Raw genomic sequence first — 12,176 nt, 5'->3', positions numbered from 1 at the left:
GACCTCCCTGGGTAAACTTGCTTTCGACAGTGCCGGTACATCCGCGGTCAAAGGAAAGCAGTTTCCGATTATACAGCCTGCAGGTTGCAAGCAGACATCTTGCCCGACTTCTTGTCGCGCTCGAGGTCGAAGCCGATCTTCTGGCCTTCGACGATTTCGCGCATTCCGGCGCGCTCGACGGCAGAGATATGAACGAACGCGTCAGCGTCGCCATTGTCAGGCTGGATGAAGCCGAAGCCCTTGGTGGAGTTAAACCATTTTACTGTGCCGGTGATCATGATGAACCCTTTCATAGCAGTATTGAGTAACCACAGTGCCGAAGCGCTGCGGATGGTGGTAGCGAATTTTGAAATGAAGGTTCGTTCAGGGCGCGATTGAAAAAAGCGCGGTAACCAAAGCTCAGCAAGCAAAATATCGACAAACCCGATATAGGCAAGCGTACCGGTATTGTCAACTTTTAGTTTTTGCTAACCTGGCGATCGTCCCCTGCTTGCATTAGCGATGAATGCCGAGATGACGCTCATTGCGCCATGCGGACTGCCGCCTGCAGCTGGTTCATCGCGATGAAGAACGGCGCTGCAGGCATAGACATCCTGCCGGGAGTATCAAGCCGCCCTTGCGGCCACGGCGCGACCGCCGCGCTCTGCCTCGATGCGGAATTGCTGCAGCAAATCGCGCAGCGCGTCGGTCTGGCCCGACAGGTCCTGCGTTGCGGCTGTGGCTTCCTCGACCATGGCGGCGTTCTGCTGGGTCATCTGGTCCATGCGCGATACCGCACCATTGACCTCCTGCAGGGCGCCGGACTGTTCGCGGCTGGTTTCGGCGATCTTTTCGACATGTTCGCTGATGGCGGAAATCTGGCTGCCGATGCGCGCCAGGACCTCACCGGTCTGCTGCACATGGGTGGCACCGATTGCGACTTCCTGAGCCGAACGATTGATCAGCCCCTTGATTTCCTTGGCGGCACCGGCCGAACGCTGGGCCAGTTCACGCACTTCCTGGGCGACGACGGCAAAACCCTTGCCGGCTTCGCCAGCACGGGCGGCTTCGACGCCGGCATTTAGCGCCAGAAGGTTGGTCTGGAAGGCAATCTCGTCGATCACGCCGATGATGCTGGAGATCTGGCCCGAAGCTTCCTCGATCCGGCCCATGGCCGAAATCGCACTGCCGACAACAACTGCTGATTCATCGGCATTCTTCTTGGCATCGCGCACCACGCCATTGACGCGCTCGGCACGCTCTGAGGCAGACCTGACGGCGACGGTAATCTCGTCGACGGCAGCCGCCGTCTCCTCGAGCGAAGCCGCCTGCTGTTCGGTGCGGCGGGCAAGATCGACGGCGGATTGCGCCATCTGCCGTCCGTTGTTCTGGATCATGTCCACATTGCCGGCGATCTGGCGCATGGTGTCGCGCAGGCGGGCCAGCGACAGATTAAAATCGGTGCGCAGCGTTTCGAGGCGACCGTGGAAGCGGTCCTCGATCTCGAAGGAAATGTCGCCATTGGCGAGGCGTTCCAGCGCTTGGGCAAGCTTGGTCACGGCATGATCGATCTCGGCATCCAGCGCCTGCTTGTCGGCATCGTTGCGGCGGCGCTCGGCTTCGGCTTGCTGTTGTTCAAGCTGACGTTCCGTCTCCATCTCGATCTTGGTGTGGGCGTTGGACTTGAACACACCCAAGGCACGCGCCATCGCGCCAATTTCATCGCCGCGCTTGTCGCCGATGATGCCGGCGTCCAGGTCGCCTTCTGCAAGACGCTGCATGGTGGCCGTGATGCGCGCGATCGGTCTCTGCAGAGTCAGCACTAGTGCGACGCCGCCGAAGATGGCGACAACGACGCCGGCCACCATGGTCGAGATCGACAGGCGGTTGGCTTCCTGGCTTTCCGTGCCCGCCACATCCTTCTGCAGATCGGCAAAGGCAGTCAGCGACGCCCAGATCGTATCCATGGTCTTGCTGGCTTCGGCATAACTTGCGATGCGGTCGGCGCTGGATTTGACCAGCGCCTCGCTATCGGTTGTCAGGCCCGCCAGGTGCGGGGTGATTGCAGCGGCAAGGCTCTCGTAAAATGCCTTGTCGGCGATGCTGCCGCCGAGTACGGCAAGATTGTCGCTGACCAGTTTGATCTGGCGCAGCAGCGGATCGCGGGCCTTGTCATCCTTGGCCATCAGGAAGGCGGCAGTGATCAGGCGCAGATCATAGACATCGGCAATCAGCATGCGGCTGCCCGACAGGATGTCGGCCGCCTGCACCGCGCTGGTTTCGACCGCAGCAAAGCGGCTGACGGCGAGCGCATTCTTCTCCGCGGCACTGGCGCGCAAGATGGCCTCATAGCCACGGAATTTCGCCATGACCGGCCCGATGGCACGACCCGCCTCCAGGCTCGTATCACCCGTGGCAAGCTTTTCCTTCAATTCGGCAATGGTTGCCTGCAGCGTCTTGCCCAGGTCCTTGTGCTGCGGCGGCAATGCTGTCGCAATCTTGCGCTGGGTCTTGACGAGTTCGGGCAGCGCCTTCTGCAAAACCGGGAACTGCGCTTCCGGCAGGCCGGCGGAGAAATACTCCTTGGTGAGCGTGGCCATGAAATTGGCGGCAGCGGTCAGGCGATCGGCCTCGCGCAGTGCGCTCTTCGCATCGTTTTCACCCGAGACCACCGCGCGCTGCAATTTCTGCGCTTCGTCGGAGACACGGATCTGCTGGGCCATCAGGCTTTTCAGATGTTCATTGATGCCGGTTGCGAGCTGAACTTCTGCCTGGTGCAATTGCCACAGGCTGTCGATCTTCTGGTTGATCGCACCGGTACCGGCAATCGCTTCGTCGAGGAAGTTGCGGCCGACACCATCCGCACCGATTTCCGTGACGTTGACCTGCAGCGTAGCCTGCTGGGCCGACAGTTCGGCAAGAACGGCCGCGCGCGTTTCCTCCGATGTTTCGCTGAGGAAGCGGGCCATGGTTGCGTTGACGTTTCTGAAGCCATTGAGCGACCGCATGGTGCCGTTCGAGATCTCCATGCGCTGCTGCAACATGCCGGAGGCATAAAGGCCCATCAGCCCGACGGCCGTGATCGACAGCACAAATGGCAGGACGAAGGCCATGACCTTGGTCGATATGGAAAAACGCGACAAAATACGATCGATCAACTGGTGTCCTCCAAGCAATTGCGACGCTTGCGCGCCGACTCCTCCCTGCCTGCAATCCATCGCTGCACAGCACATCCCAGCGCGCAGCGATTTTTCGGCAAGTCTCCCACGATGAGCGTGCAACAAAAGTATCAAGACGAAGTTAAATGAGGATCTGCCGCTGATGCAGCCGCGCGCGCATGTTTGCGGGCCACAGCTGCGCAGATGCACCAGTGGGACCGCATGTCTCGATATCGGCAAAAAGCGGTCGAGATCCGGCGCCCGCGCAGGACCATCCCACCCGGGCCGAACCTTATCTTGCTGGAGACGTGATCAGTGGATCAGACAGATGGCAAGCGCTGCGAGCGCGCTTGCTGCGTAGGCGCTGAGAATGGCGATATGGAGCAGCCTGTCGCGGTCGGCATTTTGCGTGCGGGCAATGGCAATGGCGCGGGGCTTGCGGTCATGTCTGTTCATCAGCGCTGTCCTCATAGTAGGCCACTCGTCAGGAAGCATGCCTCTTCAGGCTCGCCGGCCCGACCTCATGTCACGGATCCCAGAGGGGGCACCGCACCGGCATTCGTTCAGGATGGCGGACGCATGTTAACAAGTGCTGAATTATCAGGCGAAGCTTGCGCGGACCGTTGGAAAAGACCGCGTGGCGGCCACCGGCCGATTGAAGTGCGGTCAGAGGCTCTCGCCGGCGGCAAATCCGGACGCCCAGGCCCATTGGAAATTGTAGCCGCCGAGCCAGCCGGTCACATCGACACACTCGCCGATGAAATAGAGACCGGGTACGGTCTTGGCCATCATCGTCCGGCTATCGAGATGGCGGGTATCGACGCCGCCGAGCGTCACTTCCGCAGTCCGATAGCCTTCCGATCCGGCAGGCTTGATCACCCAGCGCCGGAGATGCTGCTCGACCGATGCCAGCGCCTTGTCGGTCTGGTCGGCCAGCGGCCTGTCGAGCTTGAGGCTGTCTGCGATGTATTGCGCCAAGCGCTTCGGCAGGTGCTGGGCAAGCACGGTCTGGACCGCCTGGCGGCCGTTTTCACGTTTGGCCTTTTTCAGTCCTTCGAGCACCGCCACATCCGGCTCGAGCGACAGGATGATCTCGTCGCCCTCGCGCCAGTAGCTGGAGATCTGCAGGATGGCGGGGCCCGAGAGACCGCGATGGGTAAACAGCATGGCCTCGCGAAAGCCGGTCTTGCCATGACGGACTTCGGCATCGACGGCGACGCCGGCGAGTTCGGCCAGATCGGCGAGCAGGTTCGGCTCCAGCGTCAGCGGCACCAAAGCCGGCCTTGTCTCGGTGACGGTCAGGCCGAACTGCTCGGCAATGCGATAGGCAAAGCCGGTCGCGCCCATTTTCGGGATCGACTTGCCGCCGCAGGCGACAATCAGCGACCTGGCCGCAATCGTGCCTTCGGATGTCTGCAGGCGAAAGCCGTCGATGCCGTGTTCGACCGTGTCGATCGTCGTCGAGAGCTTCAGGTCGACATGGGCGGCCCGCATCTCTTCCAGCAGCATGCGGATGATGTCCTTGGCACTGTCGTCGCAGAATAACTGGCCCAGGGTCTTTTCGTGCCAGGCGATCCCATGGCGATCGACCAAGGCGATGAAGTCCTGCGGCGTATAGCGGGCCAGCGCCGACTTGGCGAAATGCGGGTTTTCCGAGAGATAGTTCTTCGGCCCGGCATGACTATTGGTGAAATTGCAGCGGCCGCCGCCGGAGATGCGGATCTTTTCGCCCGGCGCCTTTGCGTGGTCGAGGATCACGACGGAGCGGCCGCGCCTGCCGGCTGTCATTGCCGCCATCATGCCGGCCGCGCCTGCGCCAAGGATGGCGACCTCATACTGCTTGGCCATGCCCGGCTCCCGATCCGCGTTCATCGCCTGTCTTTTCGATCGGGCCGTCAAAGTCAACGGTCCCCCCTCGCCAATTGGCAAAGTCTGGTTATGATGGTTCCATCAAACAACCCGAACCGGTGAGACATGCCTCCTAAAAAGACAATGCTGAGACCCCAAGGCGCGGCAAAGAAAAAGGCGAGCATCCCCCCGGACCCCAGATCGATGCGTGGCGTGAGCACCTGGAAGGAAGCGGCCGGCTGGCTGCGTGCGCGCGGCATCGAGGATATCGAATGCATCACGCCCGACCTTGCCGGCGTGCCGCGCGGCAAGATGATGCCTTCCTCCAAGTTCACCTCGAACACGTCTCTGGCCCTGCCATCGGCACTCTATCGCCATACGATTTCCGGCGAATATCCGGAAGAGACGGGCAACTTCCGCTATGAGCCCCGCGACAGCGACCTGAAGCTGGTGCCCGACCTCTCGACGCTTTCCGTCGTTCCATGGGAGACCGATCCGACCGCGCAGGTGATCTGCGACATCGTCGGCTCGACCGGCGAGGACGTGCCCTATACGCCGCGCAACGTGCTGAAAAACGTGGTGCGCATGTATGCGGACCGCGGCTGGAAACCGGTCGTGGCACCGGAAATCGAATTCTATCTCGTTGCCACCAATGACGACCCGGACTATCCGCTGCATCCGCCGAAGGGCCGCTCCGGTCGCGCCATCGTCAGCGGCCAGGGCTATTCGATCGCCGGCATCAACGAATTCGACGAACTGATCGACGATATCTATCACTTCTCGGAAAAGCAGGGTCTGGAGATCGACACGCTGATCCACGAAGAGGGTCCGGCGCAGCTCGAAATCAACCTGCGCCACGGCGATCCGATCGAGCTTGCCGACCAGGTTTTCCTGTTCAAGCGCACGATCCGCGAAGCTGCCCTCAAGCACGGCATCTATGCGACGTTCATGGCCAAGCCGATGCAGGGCCAGGCCGGATCGGCGATGCATATCCACCAATCGGTGGTCGATATCGAGACCGGCAAGAACGTCTTTTCCAATCCCGACGGCTCACCGTCGAAGGAATTCTTCCACTTCATCGGCGGCATGCAGAGCTTCGTGCCCAAGGCGCTGGTGATGATGGCGCCTTATGTGAACTCCTATCGCCGCCTGACGCCCGACATGTCGGCGCCGGTCAACAATGCCTGGGGTTATGACAACCGCACCACGGCCTTCCGCGTTCCGGTGTCCGATGCTGCTGCCCGGCGTATTGAAAACCGCCTGCCCGGCTCCGACTGCAATCCTTATCTGGCGCTCGCCGCCTCGCTCGGCTGCGGTCTGCTCGGCATCCTGAAAGAAGTCGAACCGACGGCTGCATCGGAAGGCACCGCCAACGAGGGTTCGGTCGATCTGCCGCGCGGCCTGCTGGAGGCGGTGTCGCAGCTGGAATCGGACGATGCCCTGGCAGAAGTCCTGAGCGCCGAGTTCATCGGGCTCTATGCCGGCGTCAAGCGTGGCGAGTTCGAGACCTTCATGCAAGTGATCAGCCCGTGGGAACGCGAATTCCTTCTCCTGAACGTCTGAGGAGCGCGTTTCATGGCATGGCAAAGTCCTATCGCACCCGGCCTGTCCTGGTACCAGGCGAGTGCCGGGGAGCGGCCGGAATATCCGACGCTTGACGGCTCGGTCAGCGCAGACGTCGCCATTGTCGGCGGCGGCTATACAGGGCTGCAGGCGGCCTATCATCTGGCGACGCGCGGCGTCTCGGTCGTGCTGATCGAAGGCCATCGCTTCGGCGACGGCGCATCGGGCCGCAATGGTGGCCAGCTCGGCACCGGCCAGCGCGCATGGCCGGACGAACTGGAGGAAGAGCTCGGCTACGAACGCTCCAAGGCGCTGTTCGACATGGCGGAAAACGCCAAGCAGCATCTGCTCGGCTTTGCCGACACCCATGGCATCGACATGGAATACATGCCGGGGCAGATGAATGTGTCGCACAAGAAAAGCTACGGCGACGACTATCGGCGCTCCGCCGAGATCCTGGCGACCCGCTACAACTATCCGCATGTCAGCTTCATGGACCAGGCCGAGACCGCCGAACGGCTGGGATCGCAACGCTATTTCTGCGGCGTGCGCGACACCGGCACCGGCCATATCCATCCGCTCAAGCTGTTGATCGGGCTGGCGCGCGTGGCGGCAGGATCCGGGGCGCGCATCCACGAAATGACACCGGCCACGGCGATCCGCCAGAATGGCGGCAAGACGCTGATCGATACGCCCCGCGGCACGATTACCGCCGACAAGGTGCTGATCGCGACCAATGCCTATATCGGCAATCTGGAACCGGTGACGGCAGCCCGGGTGATGCCGATCCGTTCGTTCATCGGCGCGACCGTGCCGCTCGACAAGTTCCCGGATGTGATCCCCGGCTCGGAAGCCGTCGCCGACAGCCGTTTCGTCGTGCGCTATTTTCGCAAGAGCCAGGACGGGCGCCTGCTGTTCGGCGGCCGCGAGGCCTATACGTCGGACAGCCCGCGTGACATTTCCACCCATATCCGGCGCCAGATCGCCGAGATCTACCCGTCTCTCAAGGATATCGAGATGACCCATGCCTGGGGCGGCTCGGTCGGCATCACGCTGCCGCGCAAGCCCTTTGCCCGCGAGGTCATGCCGGGCGTCACGTCGATCGGCGGATTTTCCGGCCATGGCGTGATGTTGTCAAACTATTCAGGCAAGATGTACGCCGATTCGATTGCCGGAAATTCGAGTGAACTGGACCTGCTCAAGCAACTCAAGATCCCGCCCTTCCCCGGTGGTGCACGGCTCAGAAGCCCGCTTCTGTTCCTGGCGCTGACTTGGTATGCGCTGCGGGACAGGTTCTGAAATCCGGCTGCGGCATTGCGCTGCAGCAGAGATTTTCATTCGGGCTCTGGCTTTTTTAAATCGATTAGATTACAAACCTAGCCACGAATTTCGAGTGAGAGACGCCGTATGAGCAGCCAGATCATCCCCGTTGAACCTTTTGACTATGTCGTCTTCGGCGGCACCGGCGACCTTGCCGAACGAAAGCTGTTGCCGGCGCTCTATCATCGCCAGCTGGCCGGCCAGTTGACCGAGCCGACCCGGATCATCGGGGCCTCGCGCACGGCCATGACCGACGACGAATATCGTCAGTACACGCTCGCCGCGTTGAAGGAACATCTGAAGGCTGAGGAACTCGACGAGGCTGAGCTGGCTAAATTTCTCGCTCGTATCTTCTATGTCGCGGTCGATGCCAAGTCCGATCAGGGCTGGAGCCAGCTGAAGACCCTGCTCGACACCGGCAAGGATATCGTTCGCGCCTTTTACCTCGCCGTGTCGCCATCGATCTTTGGCGATATTGCCGACAAGATCCGCGATCACAAGCTGATCACCAAATCGACCCGGATCGTGGTTGAAAAGCCGATCGGTCGCGACCTCGCCTCCGCCCAGGCGCTGAATGACACGGTCGGCAAGGTGTTCAAGGAAGAGCAGATCTTCCGTATCGACCACTATCTCGGCAAGGAAACCGTGCAGAACCTGATGGCGCTGCGTTTTGCCAACGCGCTCTACGAGCCGCTGTGGAACTCCGCCCATATCGATCACGTGCAGATCACGGTCGCCGAATCCGTCGGCCTGGAAGGTCGCGTCACCTATTACGACAAGGCCGGCGCGCTGCGCGACATGGTGCAGAACCATATCCTGCAGCTGCTCTGCCTCGTGGCCATGGAAGCTCCCTCCTCGCTCGACGCCGAAGCGGTGCGCGACGAGAAGCTGAAGGTTCTGCGCTCGCTGAAGCCGATCACCGGCGCCAATGTCGAGAAGCAGACGGTGCGCGGCCAGTACCGCGCCGGCGCGTCTGCCGGCGGCGCCGTCAACGGCTATCAGGAAGAACTGGGTGCCGCCTCCGACACGGAAACCTTCGTGGCGATCAAGACAGAGATCAACAACTGGCGCTGGGCCGGCGTACCGTTCTACCTGCGCACCGGCAAACGTCTTGCCAACCGCATGTCGGAAATCGTCATCGCCTTCAAGCCGATCCCGCATTCGATCTTCGGCGAAAGCGCCGGTCGCATCGAAGCCAACAAGCTGGTCATTCGCCTGCAGCCGGACGAAGGCGTCAAGCAGTGGCTGATGATCAAGGATCCGGGTCCGGGCGGCATGCGCCTGCGCCACGTATCGCTCGACATGAGCTTTGCCCAGGCTTTCGAAGTGCGCAATCCCGACGCCTATGAACGCCTGCTGATGGACGTCATCCGTTCGAACCAGACGCTGTTCATGCGCCGCGACGAAGTCGAGGCGGCGTGGAACTGGGTCGATCCGATCCTGAAAGCCTGGGAAGAAATCGGCCAGAAGGCGCAGGGCTATACGTCCGGCACCTGGGGTCCAAGCCAGGCCATCGCGCTGATCGAGCGCGACGGTCGCACCTGGCACGAAAACGACTAAGGCCGGGGATCGCGATGGCGCATCACATGCATACATTCGAGACCGGAGCGGCGCTGGCGGAGGCATTGGCCACGCGCGTTACCTCGGCGCTGGCCGCAGCGATTGCAGCCAAGGGAGAGGCGACGCTCGCCGTTTCCGGCGGCTCGACACCGAAGGCCTTTTTCGAGGCTCTGTCAGCGTGCAAGCTCGACTGGTCGAAGGTCAAGATCACCCTGGTCGACGAACGCTTCGTGCCGGCAGACAATGCACGGTCGAACCATCTTCTGGTCTCGACACATCTGCTGAAGAATGAAGCGGCATCGGCCGAATTCGTGCCGCTCTATCGTCCGGAAGCAACGATCGAGGAAGCGGCCACGACGGCATCCGGGATCGTTCCCGGGATGACCGAGCCTTTCGACGTTGCCATTCTCGGCATGGGGACTGACGGGCACACCGCCTCGTTCTTCCCGGGTGGCGATCATCTGGCGGCGGCGCTCGACCTTTCCAAGCCGCGCCGGGTGATGACCATGGAAGCGCCGGGCGCCGGCGAGGCACGGCTGACGCTGTCGTTCTCAGCGCTGCAGGATGCGGGCCTTCTGGTCGTGCATATCGAAGGCGCTGAAAAGAAAACCGTGCTGGACAAGGCATTGTCCGGCACCGACGAGGGCGACATGCCGATCCGGGCCGTTCTTGAACGGGCCCAGACGACACCCGACATCTATTGGGCGCCCTGAGAGGCTTGCCCTGCCCTGCCGGTTGAGGAGACCGGCAGGGGCCCTATAACGACAAGACGATGACCGTTCGGGCCTGTCGAGGCCCCCGCACGATGCGTGCCCAAGGCGCTCGTGCCCAGTTGAGGAGCAACATCCGATGAGTGCAGATCGCCGTATCGAAGCCATTACCAAGCGCATTGTCGAACGGTCGAAACCGACCCGCGAGCTCTATCTGGAGCGCACACGCCGCGCGATCACCAAGGGCGTGCACCGCTCGACACTGTCGTGCGGCAACCTCGCGCATGGCTTTGCCGTCTGTTCCCCCGGGGACAAGGCGGCGCTTGCCGGCGACATCGTCCCCAATCTCGGCATCATCACGTCCTATAATGACATGCTGTCGGCGCATCAGCCGTTCGAGACCTATCCGGCGCAGATCCGCAAGGCGGCCGCCGAAGTCGGCGGCGTGGCCCAGGTAGCCGGCGGCGTGCCGGCCATGTGCGATGGCGTGACCCAGGGGCAGCCCGGCATGGAACTGTCGCTGTTTTCGCGCGACGCGATCGCCATGTCCGCCGGCATCGGCCTCAGCCACAACATGTTCGATTCCACCGTCTATCTCGGCGTCTGCGACAAGATCGTACCCGGCCTGATGATCGCGGCACTCACCTTCGGCCATCTGCCGGCGGTCTTCGTGCCGGCCGGTCCGATGACCACCGGCCTGCCGAACGACGAGAAGTCGCGTATCCGCCAGCTCTATGCCGAAGGCAAGGTCGGCCGCGAGGAACTGCTGGAAGCCGAATCCAAGTCCTATCATGGCCCCGGCACCTGCACCTTCTACGGCACCGCCAATTCCAACCAGATGCTGATGGAGATCATGGGCTTCCACCTGCCCGGCGCTTCCTTCATCAATCCGGGCACGCCGCTGCGCGACGCGCTGACCCGGGAAGCGACGAAGCGGGCGCTGGCGATCACCGCGCTCGGCAACGAGTTCACGCCGGCCGGCGAGATGATCGACGAGCGTTCGATCGTCAATGGCGTGGTCGGCCTGCACGCGACCGGCGGCTCGACCAATCACACGATGCATCTGCTCGCCATGGCGCGGGCGGGCGGCATCAAGCTGACCTGGGAAGACATTTCCGAGCTTTCCGACATCGTGCCGCTGCTCGCCCGCGTCTATCCGAACGGGCTTGCCGACGTGAACCATTTCCACGCTGCCGGCGGCATGGGTTTCCTGATCAAGCAATTGCTGAAGGCGGGCTTTGTGCATGACGATGTGCGCACGGTCTATGGCCAGGGCCTCACCGCCTATGCCATTGATCCGAAACTGGCCGAAGACGGCACCGTCAGGCGCGAACCTTCGGCGGAACAGAGTGCCGACCCGAAGGTGCTGACGACGTTCGACAAGCCTTTCCAGTCCAACGGCGGGCTGAAGATGCTGACCGGCTCGCTCGGCAAGGCGGTGATCAAGATCTCCGCCGTCAAGCCGGAGCGCCATGTCATCGAGGCCCCGGCGATCGTGTTCAACGACCAGCAGGAACTGCAGGAGGCTTTCAAGGCCGGCAAGCTCGAGCGCGATTTCATCGCGGTCGTGCGCTTCCAGGGACCGCGCGCCAACGGAATGCCGGAACTGCACCGCCTGACCCCGCCGCTCGGCGTGCTGCAGGATCGCGGCTTCAAGGTGGCACTGGTCACCGATGGCCGCATGTCGGGCGCATCGGGCAAGGTGCCGGCAGCCATCCATGTGACACCGGAAGCCGTCGATGGCGGCCCGATTGCCAAGATCAAGGACGGCGACATCATTCGTCTCGACGCGATCGCCGGCACATTGGAAGTGCTGGTGAATGCCGGCGAGTTTGCCGCCCGCGAAGCGGCGACGGCCAATCTGGACGAGAATGAATACGGCATGGGCCGCGAGCTGTTTGCCAGCTTCCGCCGCATTGCCGGTCCGGCCGACCAGGGCGCCAGCGTCCTGTTTTAATCCCGGCCTGCGCACCACACCCAGAGCAACGAGCCATCAGACCCCTGACGACGGGGCATGATGGCTCGTGCATGACTGCGA

The 12,176-nt window shown here is 62.2% G+C and carries 9 protein-coding genes; 5 read left to right on the top strand and 4 right to left on the bottom strand.

Features of this window, described 5'->3' with window-relative positions:
• Positions 1-68: 68 nt before the first annotated feature.
• From LQ231_RS05875 to LQ231_RS05860, 4 genes are all read right to left on the bottom strand, one after another.
• Positions 69-278 (bottom strand): cold-shock protein, encoded by a 210-nt coding sequence (locus LQ231_RS05875; protein ID WP_007597196.1) that lies wholly within the window; start codon positions 276-278, stop codon positions 69-71.
• A gap of 327 nt (positions 279-605) precedes the next feature.
• The gene (locus tag LQ231_RS05870; RefSeq protein ID WP_230170622.1) at positions 606-3,197 is read right to left on the bottom strand and encodes a methyl-accepting chemotaxis protein; all 2,592 of its coding nucleotides are present in this window, start codon (positions 3,195-3,197) and stop codon (positions 606-608) included.
• 252 nt (positions 3,198-3,449) lie between these two features.
• A complete protein-coding gene (locus tag LQ231_RS05865; RefSeq protein WP_162742564.1) occupies positions 3,450-3,593 on the bottom strand; it encodes a hypothetical protein in 144 nt (47 codons plus the stop codon).
• 210 nt (positions 3,594-3,803) lie between these two features.
• A complete protein-coding gene (locus tag LQ231_RS05860) occupies positions 3,804-4,985 on the bottom strand; it encodes an NAD(P)/FAD-dependent oxidoreductase (protein ID WP_230170621.1) in 1,182 nt (393 codons plus the stop codon).
• 126 nt (positions 4,986-5,111) lie between these two features.
• Here LQ231_RS05860 and LQ231_RS05855 point away from each other — a divergent pair, with 126 nt between their 5' ends.
• From LQ231_RS05855 to edd, 5 genes are all read left to right on the top strand, one after another.
• Entirely contained in the window at positions 5,112-6,548 is a 1,437-nt protein-coding gene (locus LQ231_RS05855; RefSeq protein ID WP_113140351.1) for a glutamine synthetase family protein, read from the top strand.
• A 12-nt stretch (positions 6,549-6,560) separates the two neighbouring features.
• A complete protein-coding gene (locus tag LQ231_RS05850) occupies positions 6,561-7,847 on the top strand; it encodes an FAD-binding oxidoreductase (protein ID WP_230170620.1) in 1,287 nt (428 codons plus the stop codon).
• 108 nt (positions 7,848-7,955) lie between these two features.
• Positions 7,956-9,428, top strand: coding sequence for a glucose-6-phosphate dehydrogenase (gene zwf, locus LQ231_RS05845; protein WP_230170619.1), 1,473 nt, complete (start codon positions 7,956-7,958; stop codon positions 9,426-9,428).
• A 14-nt stretch (positions 9,429-9,442) separates the two neighbouring features.
• Positions 9,443-10,141 (top strand): 6-phosphogluconolactonase, encoded by a 699-nt coding sequence (pgl, locus tag LQ231_RS05840; protein ID WP_230170618.1) that lies wholly within the window; start codon positions 9,443-9,445, stop codon positions 10,139-10,141.
• 136 nt (positions 10,142-10,277) lie between these two features.
• Positions 10,278-12,095, top strand: a complete 1,818-nt coding sequence (edd, locus tag LQ231_RS05835; RefSeq protein ID WP_230170617.1) for a phosphogluconate dehydratase — start codon at positions 10,278-10,280, stop codon at positions 12,093-12,095.
• Positions 12,096-12,176: the final 81 nt, after the last annotated feature.

This window comes from Rhizobium sp. CECT 9324 (assembly GCF_918741265.1).
Classification (GTDB): Bacteria; Pseudomonadota; Alphaproteobacteria; order Rhizobiales; family Rhizobiaceae; genus Allorhizobium.
Note: the sequence above shows the minus strand (reverse complement) of the source record. Positions and strands in the feature narration are given on the sequence as shown.

Coding starts and splice junctions, on each gene's coding strand:
- pgl (WP_230170618.1), top strand. CDS start 9,443: ATGGCGCATCACATGCATACATTCGAGACCGGAGCGGCGCTGGCGGAG.
- zwf (WP_230170619.1), top strand. CDS start 7,956: ATGAGCAGCCAGATCATCCCCGTTGAACCTTTTGACTATGTCGTCTTC.
- edd (WP_230170617.1), top strand. CDS start 10,278: ATGAGTGCAGATCGCCGTATCGAAGCCATTACCAAGCGCATTGTCGAA.
- LQ231_RS05850 (WP_230170620.1), top strand. CDS start 6,561: ATGGCATGGCAAAGTCCTATCGCACCCGGCCTGTCCTGGTACCAGGCG.
- LQ231_RS05865 (WP_162742564.1), bottom strand. CDS start 3,593: ATGAACAGACATGACCGCAAGCCCCGCGCCATTGCCATTGCCCGCACG.
- LQ231_RS05875 (WP_007597196.1), bottom strand. CDS start 278: ATGATCACCGGCACAGTAAAATGGTTTAACTCCACCAAGGGCTTCGGC.
- LQ231_RS05860 (WP_230170621.1), bottom strand. CDS start 4,985: ATGGCCAAGCAGTATGAGGTCGCCATCCTTGGCGCAGGCGCGGCCGGC.
- LQ231_RS05855 (WP_113140351.1), top strand. CDS start 5,112: ATGCCTCCTAAAAAGACAATGCTGAGACCCCAAGGCGCGGCAAAGAAA.
- LQ231_RS05870 (WP_230170622.1), bottom strand. CDS start 3,197: ATGGATTGCAGGCAGGGAGGAGTCGGCGCGCAAGCGTCGCAATTGCTT.